This is a genomic window from Thiothrix nivea DSM 5205 (assembly GCF_000260135.1).
GTDB classification, from domain to species: domain Bacteria; phylum Pseudomonadota; class Gammaproteobacteria; order Thiotrichales; family Thiotrichaceae; genus Thiothrix; species Thiothrix nivea.
The window spans coordinates 1,089,569-1,113,879 of the sequence record NZ_JH651384.1; the positions used below are offsets into that span (position 1 = coordinate 1,089,569).

The following is a 24,311-nucleotide window of genomic DNA, read 5'->3' on the forward strand; positions in this document are numbered from 1 at the left end:
CGTAATCACCTTGTCTGCGCACAAAAAGAATGCATTTGTGCGTGAGTTAAGCTTTTACAGCACCTTACTTGTGCTGATCCGAGTATGGCAACAACGCCAGGAAACGCGCGCGCTTGATCGCGGTTGCCAGTTGGCGCTGATAGTTGGCCTTGGTGCCGGTAATGCGGCTGGGCACAATCTTGCCGGTTTCGGTAATGAAGCTCTTGAGGATGTCGAGATCCTTGTAATCAATCTCGGTAATGCCTTCAGCCGTGAAACGGCAGTATTTTTTGCGGCGGAATTGACGTGACATATTGTTTCTCCAGGTCAGCCGTAATTATTCGTCGTCGGATGAATCATCGTCATCAGACACTTCTTCACGCACCCGACGGGCAGGCTTGCCTTCGCTTTCCTTCTTCAGCGGGGAAGGGTCAGTGACTGGCTTATCCATCTTGAGGGTAACGTTACGGATGACGGCATCATTGAAGCGGAAAATACTTTCCAGCTCAGCCACGGTTTCCGCGCCGCATTCGATATTCATCAGTACATAGTGCGCTTTGTGCAGCTTGTTGATGGGGTATGCCAGCTGGCGGCGACCCCAGTCTTCCAGGCGATGGACAGCACCACCACTTTCCTGCACCATGCTACGGTAGCGTTCTACCATGGCAGGCACCTGCTCGCTCTGGTCCGGGTGAACCAGAAAGACAATTTCATAATGTCTCATTGACGGTCTTCCTTTCGGTTTAACAGCCTCCCGCTAACGGTGAGGCAAGGATTACGGGGCAGCAGCCCCATGGAAAAGCGCGAAATTATCTGCGACCTTAAGGGTGCTTGTCAATTCATTCATGCCAAGGCAATTTCCGGAACAATTCAATGGAATCACACGCCTTTGCTTATCCTGTCCTACACTCCCCCTATTCGTGATGCCAAATAGAAAGGGCAAGTTATGAAAAAAACAGGAGCATCCCGGTGTTGCAACAGGCGCTAGCACGATACCCCTTTGACCTTCCTGGCTATTACCTCCTGAAGGTATTGCACGAGAGTGATAACGCTATCATTTTTCTTGCCAACAACCCGGCTGGCTTACCAGTCGCCATCAAACGCTTCAAATTTGACACCAGCAAACTGGGCAAAAGTCTGGTGGAGGAATTCCTGATGGAAACCCGGGCACTGGAATTACTCAACCATCGGGGGCTGGTAAAGCCACTTGCAGCCGGCATCGCCTCACACGCACTGTATATGGCCATGGAATACGTACCCGGCACTACTCTCAGGCGCGCCCTGACTACCACCCCCATACCACCACTGGAGCAAGCATTACGCTGGTTAGAGGAAATCGCGCTGGCATTGGCTGCCATCCACGGCATTGGCTTGCTGCATCAGGATTTGAAAACCTCCAATATCCTGGTCAGGCAGGACAACTCCCTGGCGTTGCTGGACTTTGGGCTGGAAACCCGCTTGCTGGTGGCCTCGGGTTTCATGCGCATGGATGAAATATATTGCACACCCTATTACGTCAGCCCTGAGCGGATTATGGGGGATGCGCCGGACGAACGTGCCGACCTGTACGCCCTAGGGATAATCCTGTATGAATTACTGGCTGGCCACAAGCCCTACGAATCCACTTCACTGGGAGAACTCTTGAAAAAACATGCAATTGCCCCCATCCCGCGCTTGCCTGACACGCTGTCAGGCTATCAGCCACTGGTTAGCGGGTTACTGGCAAAATTCCCGGAAAATAGGGTACAGTCGGCAACCGAAGTGGTACGATTGTTGCACGAGATACGGGCGCAGCAGGCAGTATAGTTGCAGCTTGTGAGATCGGGAGGATAGAGTCATGAAAAATCAAACCAAATGTATCGGTTCACAAACCATACATTGTGAACAATCGCTGGTATTCCAGTTCATGCGGGTCGCAAAATGGGTAGCCCTGTTCCTGCTGACCGGCATCGGGGCAGGCAGCAGCTATCTCCAGCTCCAGCGTAATCAGGAAGTCAATTGGGTGTTCTTTGGTATTTGCCTTGCCTGCGGCGTCATCCTGTTCTGGATTGGCCATACCATCATGAAAAGTGAGTGCGCCACCAAGCGGCGCTGTGGAACCTGTAACAAGGAACCCAATGTGGGGGGTATACCTGTGCGGCAACTTTAAAGGCATTCAACGTTTTACGGCTGGCAAGACTATCTTTTTGTCGATACATCAAATAAAATAATTATCTCATAAAAATAAAAGAATAGGGGTTATGTTACGTTTCCTGCTTGTTTTTCTGCTGGTTCAAGGCGTCTTGTTTGGGACTGAGATGCTACAGCCAGTGCAATCCGCCCTGATTTTACCCTGGACAAGCCTGTTGGCTGATACCAGCGGTTGGTTGATGTCTGCCTTTGACCCCAATGTTGCCGCCAGCGGTAAGGTTGTCCGCAGTACCCTGAACGGTTTCGCCGTTTCCATTGAGCCGGGCTGCAATGGCGTGGAGGCGATGATTGTCCTGCTCTCCGCCATTATTGCGTTCCCTGCCCCATTAGCCTACAAAGCCAAGGGGTTGTGGTGGGGGTTCCTGGCTATCCAGGCCATGAACCTGTTGCGGATCATCAGCCTGTTCTATCTTGGGCAATGGAGCCGGGAATTGTTCGACTGGGCACACCTGTATATATGGCAAGCACTTATCATGCTGGACGCGCTGGTTGTTTTCCTGATCTGGATCCGCTACCTGCCGGGCGAAACGCGCCCCCCCAAACCACAGGATCCGCCAAACGCCAGTGATGGCCACTTACCCGCAGGAGAAGCAGCATGACCCAACGGCCCTTGCACCGCTTCATGCTGGGCGTGCTGTTATTTTTCCCATTGACATTTTTCATCTGGTATCTGACAGCTACTTATCACCTTGCGCCGATTACCCTGATCACTGGCAAGCTGGTGGACTGGCAATTTGCCGATGCCCTGATGTGGCTGCGGCTGGATGGGCATACACTGGTGCTAGCTTCCAATTTCGGGCATGACGCCAGTGGCGTGGTTACCTCCCCCCCGTCGGGTGAAGATGTGCTGGGTTTCCACCTGAACCCGCTGATCTACAGCTACAGCCTGCCGTTGCTGGCAGCCCTGATGCTAGCTACCCCAGGCAACAACAAGTGGGGCAATCTGTTGTGGGGGATCATCCTGATCCTGCCTACGGAAATATTCAGTATGTATTTCAGTGTACTGAAAACCCTGACGTTTGATGTCGGGGAAGCCTTCCAGCGCCAGCAGCACCTCTCCCAAACCAGCGCCGACCTGATTGCCCTGGGCTACCAGACCGGCACGTTACTATTGCCCATGATTGCACCATTGATCATCTGGGTTGCATTGAACAAACGTTTCCTCACCAGCCTAGCTCCCCAACTGGAGGGGGCATTTGCCCGGCAAGACTGAAACCGGCAGTCTCAGCTTATATCCCCAAAAGAACGGAATTTACCCGTAAGACTTGGATTCATTAGGGAAAACCCGAGCACGCCGCCGCCTTCTTCAGCTTGAGCAAAACGCTAAAATGGCGTCTACTTGCCCGCGAAATTTTATGGCCTGATTTTTAGGAAAACGACAATGGACAATACCCTTAAACATTTGTACGTAGCGATCGCCATCATGGCTGGTCTTGTACTGCTGAATGTCATTTTGACCCTGGGAGGGCTGTCGCCGTTTACCTTGTAAGGGTGTCTTCCCTCACGTAGACAACGCTCCCCAACACCTGTGGCTCCTATCTACACTCGAAAATTCATCCTCTTATCTGATTGTGTAGCCAACAATAAAAAAAATATCACTTAATCGATGAAATTTTATTAAAGTATCCTACACTAAGCTGACATCTAGAACATACATGAGGACACCCCCCTCAATTGGGCTATTCAGGAGATATTTAGAATGATGTTTGACACTACCCTCGCGTGCATGGCGTTGAAGCCAAGCAAAGTATTGCCGCGCACCCTCATGGCAATCGCCGCCTTTATGGCGTCTTCCAACGCTTTTGCCTTGCCTTGTGATTTCAAGAATGGGGATGTATTTTCCGACATATGCGCTTATTTCGAGGTCGGCACTGCAACAATTGGCGGCCAGCTGAAAGCCCATGTTTCCACTACCTCCCCTGATTTCAAGGTATCCATCAGACGGGCGGGCAGCACTGATGTTTTGTCTGAACAATCATTCAGCAGTGGTAAACAATATATTACAGGCACAACCAACTATAATGGATTGAACTGGGGTTCTGCTTATAATATAAACATACCTAGCAATTGGAACAGCGGCATTTATCAACTTGTGTTCCAAAATGCGTCAGGTTTCTACTCTGAATATGTCGCCGTCAGGGCTTCCAGCCCAGGCAGCCACTCAAAAATTCTGGTACTGGACAGTCTACCAACCAAGATTGCCTACAGCCCAATTGGCGGGAAGTCAATGTACGGGTTCAACTCAACTAATGGTCAGGGTGCTGTAGAAGTTTCCATGGAACGCCCCACAGGGCGTGGCCAATGGACTGAACACAGGATGTTCGCCACGTGGCTGGATGCGAAAGGCATTGCTTACGAAGCGGCATCCATGATAGACATCCATCGCGACCCCAACCTGCTGAAAAACTATGATTTAGTCATCCAGGTTGGGCACAACGAATATTGGTCAAAGGAAATGCGGGACGCCTGGGACAGTTATCTGGCCTCCGGTGGGAACGGTGCTATTTTCAGTGGCAACACCATGTGGTGGCAAGTTCGTTTCAGCGCAGATTACAAAAACATGGTCTGCTACAAAAATGCTGATGCTGACCGGGCGGCAAACCCTGGTATTAGCGATGACAGGCTAACGGTCAACTGGTACAACACGCCACTCAACAAACCGGAAAACCTTTCCACAGGCGTCAGCTTCCGCAATGCTGGCTACCATGACTATACGGAAAATGGCGTTCCCTACTACGTCAAAGGGGGAGTAGGCGATGATGGTACTAATGGCGGATTCAAGGTTACTGATGCATCCCATTGGGCGTTTGCCGGTACTGGTCTTTCAAACGGAAGCGTATTCGGGCGCGACAGCACGATTGCTGGTTATGAAGTAGATGGCGCATTGTTCAGGATGGAAGGAACCACGCCGGTCGTAACAGGTGAAGATGGCACGCCGACCAATTTCCAGATTCTGGCGATTACCCCAGCTTATGCTGTTAACTCCCCGTCCGGCGTCCCCGGCATTGTATCGAATAACTACAATGGACAAGGCTGGGGAACAGTTGGTGTATTCAAACCCAGTAACAACAGCGGAACCGTATTTGTCGGCCCATCCATTGACTGGGCAGAAGGATTGGAGGACCCACAAGTCAGCCGCATAACCGAGAATGTCATCAACCATCTGAAAAACCGCTCAAATAGCAGCTCCAGCAATACCGGTAGCAGCAGCGGGAGCACTACTACGGGCAGCTCCAGCAATACCGGCAGCAGCAGCGGGAGCACTACTACGGGCAGCTCCAGTAATACCGGCAGCACTACTACAGGCAGCTCCAGCAGTACCGGCAGCACTACTACGGGCAGCTCCAGCAGTACCGGCAGCACGACCACCCCAACTGATACATCCAGTAACACCACCCAAAGCAGCGGCGGTGGCGGCGGCAGCATCCCGTTACCTGCCCTGTTGCTGGGGCTGCTAACCCTTATTGGCTTAAAGGTACGCAAACCATAAGATCACCCCACCAAAACTGCCCGGATTCGGGCAGTTTTTCTATCTGCTTGGCATGATGATTATGCTATGCTCTGCCGCATTTGATCAGCTGTGGGTAAGTGAATGGAATTTGGCCTGCTTTCAGTATTGCCGCCGCTGCTGGCTATTGCTTTGGCGATCGTGTCGCGTGATGTTGTCATCTCATTGCTGACCGGTATTTTCGCCGGGTTTCTGATCCTCAACAATTTCAACCCGCTGGATGCAGTCATTGCTTTGCTTGACAACATCATCAGCCTGTTTGCCGAAGGCTGGATCGCCAAAACCCTGTTATTTTCGCTGATGGTTGGCGCAGTTATGCGCCTGGTAGTCGATAGCGGGGGTGTGGCTGGCCTGGTGCATTTCCTGACCCAGAAAAGCCGCACTATCCGTTCCGGCAAGGGCGCTTTGATCCTCGCTTACATCATTGGGCTACTGATTTTCATTGAATCGTCTATCACTTCACTGGTAGCAGGCACCGTAACCCGCCCTCTGTGTGACAAGTTTGGCGTTTCCCGACAGAAACTGGCCTATGTCTGCGATGCTACCTCGGCACCGGTTTGTTCCCTGATCGCCCTGAACGGTTGGGGCGCGCTGCTGATCGGGTTAATAACCGCCCAAGTTACGGACGGTATGTTGAGCGGCAGCCCCACCCGGATTTTCATTGAGTCAATTCCCTTCAACTTCTATGCATTAATCGCCATTGCCCTGGTCTTGGTGGTGATCCTGCGGGGTTGGGATGTAGGTTCAATGCGTCATTATGAGCGCCAGGTTACGCCGACAAAACTGCCCCTGCCAGCAGATGGTGGCCATATTAGCCGAATGCTGGTTCCCCTCGTGGTTTTAATTGGCATGATGCCGGTTTCCCTATACTACACCGGCAATGGCAACTTTCTGGAAGGCAGCGGCTCAACAGCGGTCTTTTACGCCGTGCTGGCCAGCCTGTTTGTGTCCTTTTTGCAGTATGTCCTCGGCGGCGTCATGAGCCGGGAAGCCTGGTTCAAGAGTTTTTACCACGGCCTTAGCGACATGCTGCCCATCGTGCTGATCCTGGTGTTGGCTTTCACCATCGGCAATGTCACCAAAAGCATGGGAACAGGCCAGTATCTTGCGTCACTTGCTGGCGATCTGGTTTCACCAAGCCTGATTCCGGTGATTGTCTTTTTGCTGTCCAGTGTGATTGCGTTTGCCACCGGTACCAGCTGGGGAACTTTTTCCATCATGCTGCCGATTGGCGTCAGCCTTGCGGTCTCTACCGGAGCCAACGTTGAGTTGGTGATCGGGGCGGTGGTTTCGGGCGGGGTGTTTGGCGACCATTGTTCACCGATTTCAGACACCACCATCATTTCCTCGATGGCAGCGGGCTGTAATCATATTGAACATGTCAATTCACAGCTGCCTTATGCATTGATGGGGGGAACGCTTGCGGCCGGATTATTCGTCCTGGCCGGATTGTTGCTGGCCTGAAATGGAATCCTTGTCTTTTTTCCATGACTCCAAACTGACCACTTTGTCTGGTTTGTCGCCGCTTTCACCCACGACATGGGCGTGACCCAACAGGACAGCAGGGTTCCCCGCCAGAAATTCACGCATTAGGCGCAATTTCAGACTATTGGGGAATTTGTGGTGAGCCTGGTCGTTTTCCAGTGCTTCAGCCTCTTCCTCGGTGAGGGAGTTGACCAGTTTTTCCCAGCGTTCATTCAGCGCTTTTTCAATGTTTTCGCTGTCGGCTTCCAGCTTTGCCAGCACTTCCTCTGGCAGGGAGTTGAGGTAATCGTCAATATTGCCCAGCATGTTCCCTAGCCGGGTTTCCAGCAAGGCGCGCAAGACTTCATCAGTCCATTGCTCTTCCGCCTGCTTGGCAAAAGCGTCGGTCTCGCTGACCAGGATACCATCCGTGCTGACCGCTCCCTGGGCTTCGCCATAACGCCGCCAGAGAATGTGCAGCTGGGGTAAAAACTGTTCCAGCCGCAAACTGTCATCCGCCGATTTTGGCTGGAAGGTCACTGGCCTGAACTGCGGGTACAACTGGCAAAACTGGTACAGGGCACTGACGTACTGGAAAGGGTCAAAACTCAGGGTTATGACGTTTTCATCATAATCATCCAACGGCTCTTCTTCGTCGTCCGCCAGCTCAATATCCAGGAAAGGTTCGTAGTGCTCGAAAACGATGTCCCAGAGGATTTTGCCGTCACGATGGCGCACAAAAATGGCGGACTCAACCTGAAATTCCGGCAAATCCGGCGTGGTATTCACAATCCAGTAATCGCCGGTAGCCTGGGCGCTACGCACGAGCGCGAGGAAATCCAGCAAGCCAAACGGAACTTCCATAATACGGTTTGGGTGGCTGTAACCTTCGAGCACCACCAATTGCACAGATGGTGCGCCACCTTCGAGCGTGACAACAAATGAGAGCGATTCTTCCACAAACCAACCTTAACCCATTGACATTAAAAGGGCCTTTTATTATTTCGCAACTTGTACCAACACAAGCGCCCACATAAACCAGCCTGTACCCACCCATGTTAGCACGATCTCCGTATTTTGTTGGCAATCGCCTGAATCCGTAATGTATTGCCTGCCCAGAAAGGAACCCATCACTCATGCCGCAATGCCTCGATCGGATCCAGCCGCGCCGCCCGCTTGGCAGGCATATACCCAAACAGGATACCAATCCCCGCCGAAAACACGAATGACAGCAGGTTAATGGTCGGGTCAAACACATACGGTACACTCATCACCTGTGACAGGATGACTGACGCCCCCGTTGCCAGCGCGATACCGATAATGCCACCCAGCGCCGCCAGCGCCACTGCTTCGATCAGGAACTGCATCAGCACCTCCCGCTCCAACGCCCCAATGGCCAGGCGGATGCCAATCTCGCGGGTACGCTCGGTAACGGAAACCAGCATGATATTCATGATCCCGATACCACCGACCAGCAGGCTTACCGATGCCACTGCCCCCAGCAGCATGGTCAGAATTTGCGTCGTGCCGGAAAGCGTTTCCGCAATCTGGCGGGTATCCTGTACATTGAAATTGTCGTCTTCATTCGGCTCCAGCCGCCGCCGCTCGCGTAACAGTTGCGTTAGCTCATTCTTCACCCGGTCGATGTCGCTTTCGTTCTGCACCGACACCTGGATGCTGGAAACCTCGCGGTTACCGGTCAGACGGCGCTGCACGGCACGGATCGGCATCACCACGATTTCATCCTGGTCACGCCCCATCGACGCCTGACCCTTGGAGGCCAGAATACCAATGATTTCGCAGGAAAAATTCTTAACACGCATGGTTTCGCCCAAGGGCTGGGCAGTGCCAAACAGCTCACGGCGAATGGTTTCGCCAATGATGCAAACCGTTTGCCCGCCTTCGACTTCGGCATTGGTGAATTCGCGCCCGGCAGCCAGCGTCCAGTTGCCCGCCTGCAAGAAGTCGTTGGTGGAACCGGTCACGCTGGTAGACCAGTTGTTGGCGGCAGAAACCACTGTGGCGGTACGGCTGATTTCGGGTGCAACCGCTGCCAGACCGGTGATACGCTCTTGAATCGCTTCCACATCAGCCATTTCAAAGGAAGGCGCACGCTGCCCACTGCCCGGCGGGCCGAACATGCGCTGGCCAGAGCGGATTTGCAGCAGGTTGCTGCCCAGGCTGGCAACCTGATCCTTGACCGCCTGGGTCGCGCCATTGCCCAGCGTCACCATGGTAATGACCGCCGACACGCCAATCACAATGCCGAGAATGGTGAGGAAAGAGCGCATCAGGTTGCGGCGTATTTCCCGCAACGCCAGCAGAAAACTGTTCCATAACATTACGCAGCCCTCCGGTTACGGACATCGCTTTCCACCCTACCATCGACGAAATGCACTACACGCTTGGCGTATTCGGCCATTTCCGGCTCGTGCGTAACCATCAGGATGGTGATGCCCTTTTGTTCGTTGAGTGACACCAGCAGTTCCATGATTTCATGGCTACGTTGGGTATCGAGGTTGCCGGTCGGCTCATCCGCCAGCAACAGGGTTGGGTTGGTGACGATGGCACGGGCAATGGCAACACGCTGCTGCTGACCACCGGACAGTTCCGCCGAGGTGTGATGCCCCCAGCCGGTTAGGCCAACCTGTTCCAGCGCCGCTGCCGCCATTTCCTGACGCAAGGCTGCCGGTTCTCCCCGGTATAACAGTGGCAGCTCAACATTTTCCTGCGCTGTAGTACGTGCCAACAGATTGAAACCCTGAAACACAAAGCCGAGGAAATGCCGCCGCAGCAAGGCACGCTCGTTGCGGTCGAGCTGTTCCACATGCGTGTCGCGGAACAGGTATTCACCCCCAGTCGGCACATCCAGACAACCGATAATGTTCATGGCGGTAGACTTGCCGGAACCGCTTGGCCCCATCACTGCGACAAAATCACCCTCATCCACCCTCAGGTCGACGCCGCGCAATGCCTGGAAAGCCGCGATGCCCTGCCCGAAGGTTTTGGTGATGCCTTTGAGTTCGATCAGGGCGCTCATCGGCTGCCTCCCCCATTGGCAGGCTCGCCAACAGAACTGCTGCCAATGATGACCGGCATGTCAGGCTGAAGTTCGCCGGACACAATCTCGGTCATCTTGCCGTCGGTAATGCCGGTTTTAACCTTGAGGGGGCGCGGATGGCCATTTTCCAGCACCCATACCCGCTGCTCACTGTTACCAACGGATACTTCCGGCTTGGAAGGCTGGGTACGCGGACGCCCCATGCCCGGCGGACGCGGCATTAACTTGGACAAAATACCACCGTCATTCTGCCCATTGGCCGCGCTGGTGGCACTGCCATTCGCGCCATTGCTGCGAAAACTGGGGGTAAACCGCAGTGCCGCGTTGGGAACCAGCAAGGCATTTTCCCGCGATTCGGTCGAGATGGTGGCTGTCGCGGTCATGCCGGGGCGCAAAGTCAGGTCAGCATTTTCCACCGCCAGCGTGGTCAGGTAAGACACCACATTATCCGCCTGGGTGGAACCCAGGCTCACGCGGGTAATCGTCGCCGGGTATTTGCGCCCTGGCCAAGCATCAACGGTAAATTCGGCTTGTTGGCCATCCTTGACCTGCCCGACATCGGCTTCATCCACGCCCACTTCCAGCTCCATCTTGGCCAGATCTTCCGCCAACGTGAACAGGGTTGGGGCTGAGAGGGATGCCGCTACCGTTTGCCCCGGCTCAACCGAACGGTTCAGCACCACACCGTCGATTGGCGAGGTGATGATGGCCTTGCCGAGATTGGTTTCAGCCGATCGCAGCTCGGCTTTTGCGGAAGTGACGCTGGTTTTGGCAACGGCTTCATCGGCCTGGGCGCGTTCCAGCGTTGCGGCGGCGGAATCCAGCTCGGACTTGGCGGGCAGTTTGCCCCCGGAACTCTGGTACAACTGGCGCAGGCGGTTGAGGTTGGTGCGCGCCTCCTTGACTGTGGCGGCTGACTGTTTCACCCTGGCGTCAGCGGATGCCAACGATGCCTTGCTCTTGGTGATGGTGTCATTCAGCTGGGTGGTGTTGAGGCGTGCCAGTTCCTGGCCTTTTTTCACCGGGTCATTGGTGTCGACCAGCACGGCATCGACTGTGCCGGAAAGCTCCGTACCGATGTCAACCTGGTTGAGCGGTTGCAGATTACCGGTAGCGGTCACAGTGACGCTCAGGTTGCCACGTTTGGCCACCTGCGTCTGGAAGGTCTGCTGGCTGCTGCTGGAGGAACTGTTCAGGTAATACCAGCCCGCGCCGCCTGCGACGGCCAACAGTACCAAGCTTGCCAGCCAGCCTTTCCAGGAGCGGCGCTTGCCTCGGGTTTGTTTCTGTTTCAGGACTTCTTCAACCGAAGGCGTTGTTGGATTCATCATGGTCATGTTGGGTTCTCCTTACCAAGCGCCGCCAACAGCCTTGTACAGGCTGATGATTGATTGGGTGTTGTCTGCCTGTGCCGCCAGCAGGCTTTCCTGCGCGCTCAGCACCGAACGCTGCGCATCCAGCACTGTCTGGAAATCGGCAGTACCGGCGTCATAGCTGAGTTGCGCCAGTTTTTCCGCGCTGCGCGCCAGTTCCACATTTTTCACCAGGATGGGCTGTTGCTGGCGCACGGCATACAGGCCCGCATAGGCGTTTGCCACATCCTTCAACGCCACCAGCAAGGTTTTCTGGTAGCTGGCAACGGCTTGCTCACGCGTAGCATCGCGGATTTCCACCTGCTGTTTCAGCTTACCCCCATCGAACAACGGGGTGCTGATGGATGCCAGCAGGGAACGCGCCACTGCCGAGGCATCAAACAAATCCGCCAGGTTCAATTCGCTGAGGTTAAGCGAGCCACCCAGGTTGAAACTGGGGCGCAGGTTGGCTTTAGCCTCCCCTACCCTCAGGTTGGCAGCTGTCACTTTGTATTCGGCAGCGCGGATGTCGGGGCGCTGGCGTAAAGCATTGGCAGGAATCCGGCTGGCCAGTTGCACGGAAGCGGACGGGATCGCCCCACCGCTTTTCAGGCGTACATCCAGCCCCTGGGGTTGCTTGCCGGTGAGGATCGCCAATGCGTGCCGCGACTGGGCAATGCTGCTTTCCAGCGCCGGTAGCTGTGCGCTGAGCTGGCCGAGGCTCAGGTTGGCCTGCTCCATATCCAGCCCGCTAGCCAGCCCGGCCTGCTGCTTGAGGCTGAGCAGGTGCACGGTTTCCCGACGGGAGGCCAAGCTCTGGCGGGAAACGCCCAGCCGCGCCTGTGCCAGCCGCAGGTTGACGTAGTTGCTGGCGACTTCGGCGGCCAGGGAGGCTTTTACATCTTCCAGGCTGGACTTGGCGGCCAGCAGGTCAGCTTCCGCCGCATGGGTGGCAAAATGGTTGGCTCCAAACAGGTCGGCTTCCCAGCTGGCGTCGATGCTGGCCCCGTAACTATCATTGCCATTGCTGCTACGGGCGGAACCGCCTGCTGATACCGATGGCAACAGGCTGGCTCCGGCGACTACCCGTTGCGCCCGCGCCGAACGCAGGCTGGCTTGCGCCGTGGTAATGTCGGGGTTGGCTTGCAGGGCTTCCTGGATCAGCGCCGCCATCAGCGGGTCATTGAACTTCTGCCACCAGGCTGCCTGTACTGGCGTGCGCGCCGCAATGCTGGCAGCAGCGGCATCCTTTGACGCCGCTGCCGACCCGCCGACAGTATCCCGCACACGGCTGGCCGGGGTGCAGGCAGCCAGCGCCACGCAGACGGCCAAGCTGGTTAGCAAGAGACGTGGTTTATAAGCCATTTAGCCAACTCCTTCGTGAAAAGTTTCCATGCTTCAAGTTTGTCTCAAGCTTCAGTTAAGGTGGGTAAACGCCATGTAAAGAAATGTAAAACTGCTTTGTGTATTGACCCGTGTCAGTAATGATTTCCCCGTCAACAACTGACTACGGGAGATTTGAACATGGACATGACTACCCTGCGCCGCTGGGCGACACCGATGACGATTGGCGCTTTCCTGCTAATGTCGGTTACCGGCATCCTGATGTTTTTCCACATAGAACTGGGTCTGATCAAGGTGGCGCACGAATGGCTGAGCTGGCTGATGGTGCTCGCGGTTGGCCTGCACATTACCCTCAACTGGAAAATGTTCAGCCGTTATTTTTCCCAGAAACCGGCGGTGGCGGTGATTGGCCTGTTCACGGTGGTGATGGTGGCATCGATGCTGGTTCCCGCCGAGGAACGTCGCGGCCCGCCGGGGCGTGGTGGCGCAATGGCGGCAACGCAAGTGCTGATGAATGCGCCACTGGACAAGCTGGCTGGCGTGACCGGCAATACGCTGGAAGGTTTGCAGGCGAGCTTGCAACAGCAAGGTTTGACAGTAGAAGCTACAACGGCTTCATTGGGTGACATCGCCCGTCAGAACGGGCAGAACCCGGTGGAATTGCTGAATAAAGTGATTGCCGCCAAATAACGGCGCAGCAAGGATTTTGCATCAAGGGCTTGGTCGGCAACAGCCAAACCCTTCGTCACATCATTGTTTACCCGGAAAACCACTCAGCAGCCTGACCAACTCATCCATATCCACCGGTTTCGGCATATGTTGGTTAAAACCGGCCTCCACTGATTTTTGCCTATCTTCTGCCCGGTTGTAGCCGGTCACGGCAATGATGGGAATATCGGCCAAACCCGCCGCCCGTATCGCCCGGCAGACTTCGTAACCATTCATTTTGGGCAAACCGATGTCGAGCAGGATGGCGGTGGGTCTTTCCTGCATAGCCGTTGCAACACCTTGCTCGCCATCGGATGCCAGCAACACTTCATGGCCAAACAGCTTCAGCAGCATGGCCGTGCTGTCGGCTACATCCGGGTTATCTTCCACCAACAAAATGCGGTGGCTGCCAGCCGATGGGGATGTATTACCTGAATCATCGCACGGGGAAGGCACAGACCCGACGCCTTGCTGCCGGGAATGATGATTAAACCACGTTGCCTTGGTATAACAGACGCGCTGAACATCCTCCTCGCCTTCGGGCATGTTTAGCATGACGCATGGGTGGGTACGAAATGCTTGTTGAACCAACCAGCTTGTATTCATTGGTAACGCTCTCTTCGGGATTGCGCCTCACGGGACTGAATGCAGTATCACACCCCCTGTGAGGTTACTAATAATTTTTCCAGCACATCAAGATCAACCGGCTTGGCCAAATGATGGTCAAACCCGGTTTTCAAGGCCATTTTCCTGTCTTCTTCCTGCCCGTAACCTGTCAAGGCTACGATCATGGTCTGGATAAGGCCACCATTGCGCATGGCTCGGCACGCTTCGTAGCCATTCATGCCCGGCAAACCAATATCCAGCAACACGATATCCGGCTTTTCTTTAAGGGCAATGCCCACCGCTTCCCGGCCATCATGCGCCATGATGACATCATGGCCAAACAAATTCAGCAGCATGGCCATGCTGTCGGCTACGTCGGGATTGTCGTCTACCAACAAAATGCGTTTGCGGTGAGCGGGTTTCGCTTTACTGCCTGCGTTTACCGCCTCTTCCGGCTGCGGCTCCTGAAAGTATGGCAGATGAATGACAAATTCGCTGCCTTTACCACGCCCTTCGCTGAAAGCCTGCACCTGACCACCGTGCATGGTGACCAGACTTTTGACCAGATACAAACCGATGCCGAGACCGCCATCGGCACGGTCGAGATTGCGGTCAGCCTGATAGAAAATATTGAACAGGTTTTCCAGCGCGGCTGGCTCCATGCCGCGACCATTATCCTTCACCCGGATAACGGCTAGTAGGGCAGAATCCGGGGAATTATCCAGCTGAAGCTCTAGCCCGAGGGTAATGGTTCCACCCGCATCGGTGTATTTGGCGGCATTATTGAGCAAATTACTGATCACCTGCGCCAATCGGGTGGCGTCGCCTTCAACACGCACAACCCCCGGCGGCAGGCAAACCTTGAGTGTATGACCGCGTGAGTCGATCAAGGGCTGGCTGGTTTCGATGGCCTGGCGGATAATGCCTGCCAGATTGACCGGCTCCATTTGCAGTTTGATTTTACCGCGCGATACCCGGGAAACATCCAGAAGATCATCCACCAAACGCACCAGATGCTTGACCTGGCGGCTGATCATGTCGGTGGTTTGCTCTATCGCCCGGTTACCCTGCTGCGTCATGCGCAGGATTTTGACGGCATTGCTGATCGGGGCCAGGGGATTGCGCAGTTCGTGCGCCAGCATGGCGAGGAATTCATCCTTACGGTGGCTGGCTTCATGCAGGGCCAGTTCCGCCAGTTTACGCTGGGTAATATCCTGGGTAATACCAAAAGCGCCCAGCAACTGGTCGCTTTCATCCGTTTCCAGATAGGCCCGTTCCCGTACCCATTTGACCTCCCCGTTGATCACGATGCGGTGTTCAATATCGTAGGGTTCACCAGTCAGCCCGGCTTGCCATTTACTGTTCACATATTCCCTGTCATCAGGGTGAACCAGGTTGATGAATAGCTCGAAACTCAACGCGGCGCCTTCCGGAACACCAAATATCCGGTGGTTTTCGGCAGACCAGATAACCTCACTCGTGCGTAGATTTATCCGCCAACTGCCAATCTGGCCGACTGCCTGGGCACGATCCAGGTCATTCTTGCTTTCGCGTAGCCGATCTTCGGTCTTTTTGCGCTCGGAAATATCGCGTAATACCGCCGTAAAGCATGGCCCACCGTCACCCCCCACCTGGGAAATGGAGGCTTCCAGCAGGAATTCCTCACCATTGGCCCGCCGCCCCGTGATGACGCCCAGACTACCCATCTTGCGGGTAGCTGTGCCGGAACGCGCGAAATTATCCACATACTGCTGGTGATGTTGATGGAAACGTTGTGGAATAAAGCGGTTTAACGGCTCACCCATAACTTCATCCGCCCGACAGCCAAACATTTTTTCCGCCGCCGCATTGAACAGGATGATGCGCTGATGCCTGTCTATCGAGATGATCGCGTCCATGGCGGATTCGACGATACCGGCATAGCGGTACTCACTTTCCCGCAAGTTCAGTTCAACCTTTTTCTGGGCGGTTATGTCGCGTGAAAACCCGATCAGGTAGGCGGGCTGGCCTTCGCTGTCGAATTCAACCAGCCCAGTCGCGCTCAGCCAGAGGAACTCGCCCGTTTCCGGGTCGATAATGCGGAATTCGTTGGTGTAATGGCCTTGCTCGTGCTTCAGCGCGGCCTGCACGTTGGCAATAAAGTTTGCCCGGTCTTTGTGGTAGATGTTTTCGCAGGCTTCCCGGAAGGTGATCGGCTTGTCTTCCGGGATGATGGGGAGGGCTGACGTCGTGGAGATGAAACGGCGAACCTCGTCACGCTTGATGTCCCATTCAACGGAGGTGAGGTAGCCCGCCTCAAAAGCCAGCCGGAGGCGCAACGCATCCCTGCGCCGACGGGTTTCCAGCAAAGTGTCTTCGGGAGTATTCGCGCTGTTTGTTTCCATGGCTGCCCTACCTGCTACAGAACAAGACCGCCACTGATACTAACACAAACTTGCCGCATACTCTGCACGCGAACAACCCCCGCCACACAATGCAGCGAGGGTCTTCGAGACCGAAAACGGGCAATCAGTTCTGGCGTTGGCGCTGGAAACGGTCGCTGCCAAAGCGTTGTGGGCGCATCTGGTCGAATTTCGCCGCTTGTTCCGCCGTCAGCACCTGGCGGATTTGCGCCTGGGTTTCGTTTTGCAGTGCCTGCATTTGCGCTCGGTCAGCCTGCTGGATGCTGGCGATTTCGCTGGCCTGTTGCGGGGTCAGGCCGAGTTCCTGCTGCAAGCGGTTTTCCATGCCGTTGCCGCGCCCATCCTGATGTTGCCACTGGCCATTTTGTTGCCTGTCAGCACGTGGGGGTTGCTGGCCGTCGCGACGCATTCCGCGTTGGCGTTGCTGGTTGAGCTGGTCATACTTCGCGGCTTGGTCGGGGGTCAGCAAGCCCTTGATGCGCGCTTGTGAGCTGTTGCGCAGGTAGTCCATCTTGTTACGTTGCGCCTGTTCGATTGCGCTGATCTGGCTGGCTTGCGCGGCTGATAGCCCCAGATCAGACTGCATCCGCGCCAGATAGTGGCCTGCTTGCGCTTGACCACCGGCCGCCCCCTCCGGTGAGGAAGGCGCTGCGCCACAAGCTGTCAGTGTCGCCGCCAGCAAGCCCATTACGAGTAATTGTTTCATGGATTATGTTCCGATCCTGTCAGTTGGAGCGCATAGTATCCAACAGTTACCAGTAAAGCGGTGTAAAGCCAGATGTAAAGAAATGTAAAACCCGGCTCATCTCACGCAATCTGGATCGTATGGTAAGCCAGCATTGTCCCATCCGCATTTTGCTGTGTCGCCAGCATGAAGCTTTCATACCCGCTCCTGGGGAAAACCGAATCCCGCCCACCTGCCAAGGTGGTATCCTGTTCACCCCGGCTGCTGTAATACTCGTGGGTAGTGCAGATCTCTTTGGTCAGCGTGTCAGCAAAACAGAATTGGGAAATGACCCGCGAGTTGCCCGCACTATCACTGACTGCGAAGTGAATGTGGATGGTACGCCCCCGATACCAACCCGGGAAACAGGTCTTGAAATTGACCCGCCCGCTGCTATCTGTGGTGAGCATCCCCCGATACCAGGTGCTTGCCAAAGAGGCACTATCATTATTGGTACAGAAAGAACCGGCAAACCGGCTGCTGTCAAAACTCTTGCTGGTGTCCCCGGAATAAATACCGCGATTATCGCAGTGCCAGACTTCGATCTGGTAACCCGCCAATGGCTGGCAATACATATCCACCAGTTTCAGACATAACTGCATGGGCAAACCAGACAATCCACTGGAAATATCCTCCCCGGTATTGACGCCAAAATAACAAGGGCCTTCGGTCGTCGTTTCCGTCAGGGAAATTGTGCAGGTATTACCACTCTCAAAAATGCTGTCGCCGGGGTAAGCAGCTGTAATCAGGCCGGTAGTACCAGCCGCCCATTTGGCAGCCGTCGTTGTACCAGAGCTGGTTGTAGTACTGGTAGTCGTCGTCGTGCTGGAATCAGTTGTAGTACTGGCAGCCGTCGTTGTGGTCGTGCCAGTGGTTGCGCTACTACTGTCAGTTCCGCTGCTGCTTACCGTCGTGCTAGCGGAACCGCCGCCACAAGCACTTAGCAGCAACGGGCTGCTCAAGAGCATTCCCCCTCCCAGCATTTTCAAAATCCGGCGGCGTTCCAACAAACCAGCTTGCTTTGTCATCGTTATTTCTCCAATGGTAGTAAACTTATGAATGGGAATTTATTCCCATTCATGAATAACGTCAAGGCTCTGACTATGTAAAGATATGTAAAGAAACCTGAGTTTTGCATAAACCTTATGCCGTGAGCATGACTTCTTCCATTGCCCATTTCAAGGACGGCTTTTTGGGTTGCCACGTATAGGCAATCAGGCCACAAATCAGATTGACCATGAAGTTGGCGATGCTGCGATGCCGGGTATGCTCAATCTGTGAGATATTTTCAGTTGGTCGTTGACTGTCTCAATCAGCGCCCGCTTACGCAATAGCAGCTTGTCTTCCAGGGGCAGCAGTTGGTTCTTCATGTTTTTGCGTACCCGTGTGATCAGTTGCAAACCTTGTTCCATCAGGGTTTCAAACAACTTTTTGGAAATGTAGCCCTTGTCACCGAACAGTTTGCCCACCAGTCCGCGCGCCAGTTTGGGGACGGGCGCGCGGTCATCGGTATTGGCGGGTGTTATCTGGAAAGCCAACAACTCCCCCGGTCGTTGATGACCAGATGCAGTTTGAAACCGTAAAACCAGCCCGTTGAGGTTTTGCCGCGTTTCGCCACCTTTTGAACACTTTGTGGCTGTGGATACGGCGGTTGTGGCATACCGCAATGGAAGTGGCGTCCACAAAAACTGATCCCGGTTTGCTCGCCACGCCGCCCCATCAGGTAAGCACACAACGGGATCAAGGCGGTCGGTGTCAGGTAAACAAACCGGGAGTAGCTGACCAGTTCCGGGAAGGCCGAATGCAGCTTGTCCCGCTGGTACAGGTAGTAATGCTTGAAACAGCGGTAGCTGGAGCGGTGGAAATACACCAGGATCGTCATGATTTCACTTAGCGCCAGCTGCTGTGTACGCTGGCGCTGGCGTTCACCGCTGGCCAGTTGGCGGCGGTTCCACTCCGGCACGAACTGCTGGCAAAAATCGTCTATGTCGCAGAATAATTCCAGTAAGCTGTCTTCCATGGCTTCCGTTCCTTTGGCTGTTTGGTGGTGTGGTTATCTCAAACATACCATGGGGACGGAAGCCTGCCCCGCTTAAGCAAAACTCAGGTTAAAGAAAGATTTCAGCGTGAACGCCGTGCATGATGGTGAGTCAGCGGCACTCGCTGCGCTCAACAGCAATTACGCGCTGTGGTAGTGCTGGGTGTATGATGCCGGGAATGAGCGGGATCAAAGCTCGTAGCCCCATTCACACCTTGGCTGCCCGCTTCGGAGTGCTTGCCCAAGTGTTCGTGTAACCCTCCCTGATCACAAACGAGACTGGAAGTAGTTTCAATCCACTCCCGACTAAAAAAGCCGGGAGAATCCAGATGCGGGCGCTGGCGGCGGGGGCAAACATCAGGTTTCAATCCACTCCCGACCAAATAAGCCGGGAGAATCTGGTGCAGGTTCAACCGCGCCCCAGCGGTGATGTTTCAATCCACTCCCGACCAAATAAGCCGGGAGAATGGTTTCTACAAGCCGCGCTCTTTGTCATGTTGCCCGTGTTTCAATCCACTCCCGACCAAATAAGCCGGGAGAATATCGTCCGAGGTAAGTCTTGCCCGGGTCGTATTTGTTTCAATCCACTCCCGACCAAATAAGCCGGGAGAATTCGGTCACCGCGAAGGGAATGTTGAATACGTGGCTGTTTCAATCCACTCCCGACCAAATAAGCCGGGAGAATCAGACGTTTCTCGACACCATCCGACTTCATGCCGTTTCAATCCACTCCCGACCAAATAAGCCGGGAGAATTCCAGCAATAATTTCTTGCCTGCCGTGCTGGGGTTGTTTCAATCCACTCCCGACCAAATAAGCCGGGAGAATGTCTGGGACTGTTGCAACAATGTCGCCGTTAAGGTTGTTTCAATCCACTCCCGACCAAATAAGCCGGGAGAATCAGTCAGCAGGCCCTGAAACGCCTGATAGCCTTCGGTTTCAATCCACTCCCGACCAAATAAGCCGGGAGAATAACCGGGTTCATACTATCTGCCAGAATACCTTAACGTTTCAATCCACTCCCGACCAAATAAGCCGGGAGAATATAAAGAAGCGCGCATTAGCTGGCAAAACATCAAGTTTCAATCCACTCCCGACCAAATAAGCCGGGAGAATCATCTTCCAGATGCGCCTCAATATCAGGCGTTGTGAGGTTTCAATCCACTCCCGACCAAATAAGCCGGGAGAATACAGATGAAACAACCAAGGTTGAAACCACAAACGGTTTCAATCCACTCCCGACCAAATAAGCCGGGAGAATTGTTTCTGTCGGCGTTCGTTTCTGAGTCATTTGCGGTTTCAATCCACTCCCGACCAAATAAGCCGGGAGAATGCTGGCCTTCCTGGTTTATTCAGTGGGCATCCTGTTTCAATCCACTCCCGACCAAATAAGCCGGGAGAATGGCGTACTGAACTGATGCGCTTTTTCTATTTTTTCTGTTTCAATCCACTCCCGACCAAATAAGCCGGGAGAATGCTAGTCGGTTTTTGGATATTGCCCTGGCGTTTGAGTTTCAATCCACTCCCGACCAAATAAGCCGGGAGAATCAAATTTTATTTTATTTTTTGAGATGGCAGGCAGGTTTCAATCCACTCCCGACCAAATAAGCCGGGAGAATCGCCCTTGTGTAAGGGCATAAAAATTAAAAGATATTTTGCAAGATTGCGCGAACCTTGGAGGCACGGGAAGAAAAACAAGTTCACGCACAAAACTCATGAAAAATACCCTCATAAAATCAATCATTTAAATTTTCGCGAACTACTCCGCAAATTTGCCATCGCTAAGGGTTCGCGGCTAGCTAGAGCAAGGAAATTATACCACAACAATATTAATAAAGCATTGTTATTTAGCCTGAATATAGATGGAGAGAATAATGCCATTCAGTGATTCTGTTAATTGATATTTATCATCGGTTTGACTGGATATATTAACTACCATAATAACAAAGGAGGTGTGGATAAAAAATAAAAATTCCAAAGCTACATATGTCGTCTCTTTCTTAAGGAGCAAATGTCATGAAGATTAGACTCAAACTTTTGATGTATTCCATCGTGGTAGCAGCCAGCCTTTGTTCATCAACATTTACTTACGCTGCCGATGAAACTCAGGGTGTATTAGCGCTGGTGACAAGCCCTGAACCACAAACCCAAATGATGGCCATGGTATTAGCCACCCAATCTCTGACAAAAGGTAAAAAGGTGCAAATCGTACTATGCAGCGGCGGTGGCGATCTGGTATTGAAAAACTCCGAAGAAGTTCTTTTTGAACCACTGAAAAAGTCACCGCAAATGTTGCTGAAAAATCTGATCAAAGAGGGTGCAAACGTGCAGGTTTGCCCTCTGTACCTACCGAGCAAAGGCGCAACACAAAACGACATGATTGAGGGTGTGACTATGGCAAAACCGTCAGAAGTAACAGATACTTTGTTACAACCTGACATCAAGGTGCTTAATTTCTAAAAATCCTGAAAGCTCCCATCCACACAGGGCGGGGGCTTAAAGAATCAGCGGCGCATCAAAATCCGTCGCCCGGAATTTGCCGAACTCCTTCACGTTTCTGGTCAGTGGCTCGGTCAGGCGGTAAATCCGCAGGTTATCCTCATCCAGATCAATTTCTTTCAGCAAAGCATCTTCCAGAATCTCCAGCGTAGCGGGATCAACCTTGCACTCAAACACCGACTTCTGCACCCGCTGCCCGTAGTTCTGACAGACTTTCGCCACCCGCCGTAAACGCTTGCGCCCAGCCGCCTCCAGTGTCGACACGTCATAACTCACCAATATCAACATACCTCACTCTCCAATTAATAGCCCCTGCCCCCCCCCTTGCGGGGGAAGGGGTTGGGGAAGGGGAGGAACTCTTTTCACTCATTTGTTAAGGAACGGGACGTATGCCTCTACATCCCCGCGCAGATACCTCGCCAGCATCCGCGCCTGCAACAGTGGCAGCAAACCGATCTCGACCTGCGCTTCCAGCACCGGGTGCTGCAAGGTTTCCTTCTTGCGCTCCTGATACGCCACGATCACCGTCTTGCGCCCACCATCGTTTAACATCACCGCGCCACCGGGGCGGAAATCAAAATCCTTCGACCGCAACTGCCCGCGATTGATCAGGGTCAGCGCCAGCCGGTCGCCCAGCACCGCGCGGAATTCCTCCAGCAAATCCAGCGCCAGCGCAGGCCGACCGGGCCGCACCACATGGAAAAACCCCAGTTGCGGATCAAGCCCCACCGTTTCCAACGCACTACGGCAGTCATTCAGTAACAACGAATACAGGAATGAGATCAACGCATTGACCGCATCCAGCGGCGGACGGCGGCTGCGCCCCTTGTACTCGAATTCCTCACGCATCTGCGGCTTGATCATGGTGTTGAACTGCTCGAAATACACCCGCGCCGCGTCGCCTTCCAGCCCGCGCACCGAATCCGCCGACTCCGCATGACCCACATTGCGCAAGTTGACCGCCAGCGACTTGGCCGCGCGCACCAGTTGCGCCTTTTCCGCCTCATCCTTGCTATCGCGGGCGCTGCGCAGCAACACATTGCGGCTGTTGCGCAACTTGCCCGCCGTGAACGCCTTGCTCAGCTCCAGCGCCGTTTCCACCCGGTCAGCCGCGCGGAATTGCGCCTGCCGCAGCAGGATATTGCCGTTCACCGGGCCTTCCACCCGCGCCTGAAAACGCCCGTGCTCATTCAGCCACACGATGCTGCGCCCGTCCGCCATATTGCGTGCCATCAGCGCTGGGCTCATGTTCACCCGCCCCAGGCACACGATTGATCCCAGATGGTGCAGCGGAACCTGCGCTTTTTTGCTCTGGTCCACCATCATCACCAGCGTTTCGCCCTCCAGCCGCAGGTAGGCTCCGTCGGTGGACACATACAGGGTATTGAGTAAACTTTTCACGCTGCCTCGTCATCCGTTTCAAATAGCGTATCGTGCAAACGGCGAATGCGTACCCGGTTACCGCTCAAATCCGGCTGGCAGGTATCCAGCAGCGAACACGCCTGACACAGGGAACGGTCATCCACCGGTGGTGGCAGCTTCCCCGACTCCAGCAGGGCGCGTACTTCGCCAATGATGCGCAGGGTGTATTCACGCAATGCCGGCGTGATCGCCACCACCCGGCGACGACGGCTTTTGTGGTGGAAAATCGCGCCTTCGGGCACTGCCTTGCCGGTCATATCCTCCAGGCACAGCGCTTGCCCGACCAGTTGGGTTTCATCGTGGATTTTCTGCTGGCGCTTGCCCTGCTTGTATTCGACGGGGAACGGCGTGCCGTCCGCCAGAAACTCGACCACATCCGCCCTGCCCGTCAGCCCGTAGCGCGCGCTGAACAACGGCAGGGAACGCTCCACCCGCACACCGTACTCCATGCCGCTTTCGCCGCTATCCACCCGTTCGTGCGCCAGATGACCACGCACCGTATGCACGTTGTCGTCGAAGGTCTGTTCCTGATGGATCAGGGCGCACTGGCGCGGGCAATAGCTGTAGTGTTGCAGCGCCGAAAGCATGATGGGGGTGGGGTCAGTCATCTGAATTTCTTATCAAGATAACGCTGCACATCTCGCTTGTAGTTCACCGAACCATTAGGCGAAATTGATATAATGCCGCCCAATTGCTGTAATAATCTCTGGTTTTTTGCCAACGCCACCTCATCAGGACAACCTTGCACCTGAGTGGCTTGCCAACGTTTGTTAACCTGCTGATTACTAATCACTTCCTAAACCTCAAAATTTCAACTTCAGCATTCTTTGCTGCTGAGACTTCGGCCTGCGTCAATACCTTATCAGCAATATCATCTGACAGATAATACTCACCACAGTTTGCACAGACTTCCGCAGGAACGTTCTTGATCAAAACGGACAGTTCCCCACGTTGCAAGGCAACGGTGATGTCGCTTGCTTTGGTTTCACCCATTTTGCAAATAGTGCATTCCACG

Annotated in this window: 24 protein-coding genes, 1 pseudogene and 1 CRISPR repeat array; of the genes and pseudogenes, 8 read left to right on the forward strand and 17 right to left on the reverse strand. The window is 54.3% G+C overall.

Annotated elements, in window-relative coordinates; all coding sequences use genetic code 11:
• Positions 1-64 precede the first annotated feature (64 nt).
• Together rpsR and rpsF are read right to left on the reverse strand one after the other, a co-directional pair.
• Complete coding sequence (gene rpsR / locus THINI_RS05655; RefSeq protein ID WP_002707690.1) at positions 65-292, reverse strand: 30S ribosomal protein S18; 228 nt, start codon at positions 290-292, stop codon at positions 65-67.
• A gap of 24 nt (positions 293-316) precedes the next feature.
• Positions 317-703, reverse strand: coding sequence for a 30S ribosomal protein S6 (rpsF, locus tag THINI_RS05660; protein ID WP_002707691.1), 387 nt, complete (start codon positions 701-703; stop codon positions 317-319).
• A 248-nt stretch (positions 704-951) separates the two neighbouring features.
• Here rpsF and THINI_RS05665 point away from each other — a divergent pair, with 248 nt between their 5' ends.
• From THINI_RS05665 to THINI_RS05690, 6 genes are all read left to right on the forward strand, one after another.
• Entirely contained in the window at positions 952-1,785 is an 834-nt protein-coding gene (locus tag THINI_RS05665; protein WP_169314587.1) for a serine/threonine protein kinase, read from the forward strand.
• Positions 1,786-1,816: 31 nt separating this feature from the next.
• Complete coding sequence (locus tag THINI_RS05670) at positions 1,817-2,128, forward strand: hypothetical protein (RefSeq protein ID WP_002707693.1); 312 nt, start codon at positions 1,817-1,819, stop codon at positions 2,126-2,128.
• A 91-nt stretch (positions 2,129-2,219) separates the two neighbouring features.
• Positions 2,220-2,768 (forward strand): exosortase H, encoded by a 549-nt coding sequence (gene xrtH, locus THINI_RS05675; RefSeq protein WP_002707694.1) that lies wholly within the window; start codon positions 2,220-2,222, stop codon positions 2,766-2,768.
• Positions 2,765-3,382: an exosortase H-associated membrane protein gene (locus tag THINI_RS05680; RefSeq protein ID WP_002707695.1), complete on the forward strand. Its 618-nt coding sequence runs from the start codon at positions 2,765-2,767 to the stop codon at positions 3,380-3,382. Before xrtH ends, THINI_RS05680 begins: the two co-directional genes overlap by 4 nt.
• A gap of 570 nt (positions 3,383-3,952) precedes the next feature.
• The gene (locus THINI_RS05685) at positions 3,953-5,659 is read left to right on the forward strand and encodes a N,N-dimethylformamidase beta subunit family domain-containing protein (protein WP_342610120.1); all 1,707 of its coding nucleotides are present in this window, start codon (positions 3,953-3,955) and stop codon (positions 5,657-5,659) included.
• Between the two features lie 102 nt (positions 5,660-5,761).
• Positions 5,762-7,141: a Na+/H+ antiporter NhaC family protein gene (locus THINI_RS05690; protein ID WP_002707698.1), complete on the forward strand. Its 1,380-nt coding sequence runs from the start codon at positions 5,762-5,764 to the stop codon at positions 7,139-7,141.
• Here the strand turns inward: THINI_RS05690 and THINI_RS05695 are convergent.
• The 5 genes from THINI_RS05695 to THINI_RS05715 form a co-directional block, all read right to left on the reverse strand.
• A complete protein-coding gene (locus THINI_RS05695; protein ID WP_002707699.1) occupies positions 7,109-8,101 on the reverse strand; it encodes a hypothetical protein in 993 nt (330 codons plus the stop codon). The genes THINI_RS05690 and THINI_RS05695 overlap by 33 nt on opposite strands.
• Positions 8,102-8,271: 170 nt before the next feature.
• Positions 8,272-9,483, reverse strand: coding sequence for an ABC transporter permease (locus tag THINI_RS05700; protein WP_002707700.1), 1,212 nt, complete (start codon positions 9,481-9,483; stop codon positions 8,272-8,274).
• Positions 9,483-10,181, reverse strand: a complete 699-nt coding sequence (locus THINI_RS05705; protein WP_002707701.1) for an ABC transporter ATP-binding protein — start codon at positions 10,179-10,181, stop codon at positions 9,483-9,485. Before THINI_RS05705 ends, THINI_RS05700 begins: the two co-directional genes overlap by 1 nt.
• Complete coding sequence (locus THINI_RS05710; protein WP_002707702.1) at positions 10,178-11,539, reverse strand: efflux RND transporter periplasmic adaptor subunit; 1,362 nt, start codon at positions 11,537-11,539, stop codon at positions 10,178-10,180. The genes THINI_RS05705 and THINI_RS05710 overlap by 4 nt, the downstream gene beginning before the upstream one ends.
• Positions 11,540-11,551: 12 nt before the next feature.
• Entirely contained in the window at positions 11,552-12,919 is a 1,368-nt protein-coding gene (locus THINI_RS05715; RefSeq protein ID WP_002707703.1) for an efflux transporter outer membrane subunit, read from the reverse strand.
• A gap of 159 nt (positions 12,920-13,078) precedes the next feature.
• Between THINI_RS05715 and THINI_RS05720 the strand changes: the two genes are divergently transcribed.
• Positions 13,079-13,588, forward strand: a complete 510-nt coding sequence (locus THINI_RS05720; RefSeq protein ID WP_002707704.1) for a DUF4405 domain-containing protein — start codon at positions 13,079-13,081, stop codon at positions 13,586-13,588.
• A 60-nt stretch (positions 13,589-13,648) separates the two neighbouring features.
• Here the strand turns inward: THINI_RS05720 and THINI_RS05725 are convergent, their stop codons facing one another.
• The 5 genes and pseudogenes from THINI_RS05725 to THINI_RS27175 all read right to left on the reverse strand — a co-directional run bounded on the left by THINI_RS05725 (position 13,649) and on the right by THINI_RS27175 (position 19,048).
• Positions 13,649-14,152 carry a response regulator gene (locus tag THINI_RS05725; protein WP_040839141.1) on the reverse strand — a complete coding sequence of 168 codons (504 nt, stop codon included), beginning with the start codon at positions 14,150-14,152 and terminating at the stop codon, positions 13,649-13,651.
• 107 nt (positions 14,153-14,259) lie between these two features.
• Entirely contained in the window at positions 14,260-16,596 is a 2,337-nt protein-coding gene (locus THINI_RS23210; protein ID WP_002707706.1) for a hybrid sensor histidine kinase/response regulator, read from the reverse strand.
• Between the two features lie 124 nt (positions 16,597-16,720).
• On the reverse strand, positions 16,721-17,320 hold the full coding sequence (locus tag THINI_RS05735; RefSeq protein ID WP_002707707.1) for a hypothetical protein: 600 nt from the start codon (positions 17,318-17,320) through the stop codon (positions 16,721-16,723).
• A gap of 101 nt (positions 17,321-17,421) precedes the next feature.
• Positions 17,422-18,366 carry a dioxygenase family protein gene (locus THINI_RS05740; protein WP_002707708.1) on the reverse strand — a complete coding sequence of 315 codons (945 nt, stop codon included), beginning with the start codon at positions 18,364-18,366 and terminating at the stop codon, positions 17,422-17,424.
• Positions 18,367-18,564: 198 nt separating this feature from the next.
• A pseudogene (locus tag THINI_RS27175) lies at positions 18,565-19,048 on the reverse strand (IS982 family transposase).
• Between the two features lie 616 nt (positions 19,049-19,664).
• A CRISPR array of direct repeats spans positions 19,665-20,994; the repeat unit is 37 nt; unit sequence GTTTCAATCCACTCCCGACCAAATAAGCCGGGAGAAT.
• A 397-nt stretch (positions 20,995-21,391) separates the two neighbouring features.
• Between THINI_RS27175 and THINI_RS05750 the strand changes: the two are divergent.
• A complete protein-coding gene (locus THINI_RS05750; protein ID WP_002707709.1) occupies positions 21,392-21,835 on the forward strand; it encodes a DsrE family protein in 444 nt (147 codons plus the stop codon).
• A gap of 36 nt (positions 21,836-21,871) precedes the next feature.
• On the opposite strand, the gene cas2 is transcribed toward THINI_RS05750, so the two are convergent.
• The 5 genes from cas2 to THINI_RS05770 all read right to left on the reverse strand — a co-directional run bounded on the left by cas2 (position 21,872) and on the right by THINI_RS05770 (position 24,310).
• Entirely contained in the window at positions 21,872-22,162 is a 291-nt protein-coding gene (cas2, locus tag THINI_RS05755) for a CRISPR-associated endonuclease Cas2 (RefSeq protein WP_002707710.1), read from the reverse strand.
• A 78-nt stretch (positions 22,163-22,240) separates the two neighbouring features.
• Positions 22,241-23,275 carry a type I-C CRISPR-associated endonuclease Cas1c gene (gene cas1c / locus THINI_RS05760; protein ID WP_002707711.1) on the reverse strand — a complete coding sequence of 345 codons (1,035 nt, stop codon included), beginning with the start codon at positions 23,273-23,275 and terminating at the stop codon, positions 22,241-22,243.
• Complete coding sequence (cas4, locus tag THINI_RS05765; RefSeq protein WP_002707712.1) at positions 23,272-23,904, reverse strand: CRISPR-associated protein Cas4; 633 nt, start codon at positions 23,902-23,904, stop codon at positions 23,272-23,274. Before cas4 ends, cas1c begins: the two co-directional genes overlap by 4 nt.
• Complete coding sequence (locus THINI_RS25055; protein ID WP_002707713.1) at positions 23,901-24,089, reverse strand: hypothetical protein; 189 nt, start codon at positions 24,087-24,089, stop codon at positions 23,901-23,903. The genes cas4 and THINI_RS25055 overlap by 4 nt, the downstream gene beginning before the upstream one ends.
• On the reverse strand, positions 24,086-24,310 hold the full coding sequence (locus THINI_RS05770) for a type II toxin-antitoxin system MqsA family antitoxin (protein ID WP_002707714.1): 225 nt from the start codon (positions 24,308-24,310) through the stop codon (positions 24,086-24,088). Before THINI_RS05770 ends, THINI_RS25055 begins: the two co-directional genes overlap by 4 nt.
• Position 24,311: the final 1 nt, after the last annotated feature.

Bases quoted from the DNA above. Each gene is read 5' to 3' on its own strand.
- rpsR (WP_002707690.1), bottom strand. From the start codon at position 292: ATGTCACGTCAATTCCGCCGCAAAAAATACTGCCGTTTCACGGCTGAA.
- rpsF (WP_002707691.1), bottom strand. From the start codon at position 703: ATGAGACATTATGAAATTGTCTTTCTGGTTCACCCGGACCAGAGCGAG.
- THINI_RS05670 (WP_002707693.1), top strand. From the start codon at position 1,817: ATGAAAAATCAAACCAAATGTATCGGTTCACAAACCATACATTGTGAA.
- xrtH (WP_002707694.1), top strand. From the start codon at position 2,220: ATGTTACGTTTCCTGCTTGTTTTTCTGCTGGTTCAAGGCGTCTTGTTT.
- THINI_RS05680 (WP_002707695.1), top strand. From the start codon at position 2,765: ATGACCCAACGGCCCTTGCACCGCTTCATGCTGGGCGTGCTGTTATTT.
- THINI_RS05685 (WP_342610120.1), top strand. From the start codon at position 3,953: ATGGCGTCTTCCAACGCTTTTGCCTTGCCTTGTGATTTCAAGAATGGG.
- THINI_RS05690 (WP_002707698.1), top strand. From the start codon at position 5,762: ATGGAATTTGGCCTGCTTTCAGTATTGCCGCCGCTGCTGGCTATTGCT.
- THINI_RS05700 (WP_002707700.1), bottom strand. From the start codon at position 9,483: ATGTTATGGAACAGTTTTCTGCTGGCGTTGCGGGAAATACGCCGCAAC.
- THINI_RS05705 (WP_002707701.1), bottom strand. From the start codon at position 10,181: ATGAGCGCCCTGATCGAACTCAAAGGCATCACCAAAACCTTCGGGCAG.
- THINI_RS05710 (WP_002707702.1), bottom strand. From the start codon at position 11,539: ATGACCATGATGAATCCAACAACGCCTTCGGTTGAAGAAGTCCTGAAA.
- THINI_RS05715 (WP_002707703.1), bottom strand. From the start codon at position 12,919: ATGGCTTATAAACCACGTCTCTTGCTAACCAGCTTGGCCGTCTGCGTG.
- THINI_RS05720 (WP_002707704.1), top strand. From the start codon at position 13,079: ATGGACATGACTACCCTGCGCCGCTGGGCGACACCGATGACGATTGGC.
- THINI_RS05725 (WP_040839141.1), bottom strand. From the start codon at position 14,152: ATGCCCGAAGGCGAGGAGGATGTTCAGCGCGTCTGTTATACCAAGGCA.
- THINI_RS23210 (WP_002707706.1), bottom strand. From the start codon at position 16,596: ATGGAAACAAACAGCGCGAATACTCCCGAAGACACTTTGCTGGAAACC.
- THINI_RS05735 (WP_002707707.1), bottom strand. From the start codon at position 17,320: ATGAAACAATTACTCGTAATGGGCTTGCTGGCGGCGACACTGACAGCT.
- THINI_RS05740 (WP_002707708.1), bottom strand. From the start codon at position 18,366: ATGACAAAGCAAGCTGGTTTGTTGGAACGCCGCCGGATTTTGAAAATG.
- THINI_RS05750 (WP_002707709.1), top strand. From the start codon at position 21,392: ATGAAGATTAGACTCAAACTTTTGATGTATTCCATCGTGGTAGCAGCC.
- cas2 (WP_002707710.1), bottom strand. From the start codon at position 22,162: ATGTTGATATTGGTGAGTTATGACGTGTCGACACTGGAGGCGGCTGGG.
- cas4 (WP_002707712.1), bottom strand. From the start codon at position 23,904: ATGACTGACCCCACCCCCATCATGCTTTCGGCGCTGCAACACTACAGC.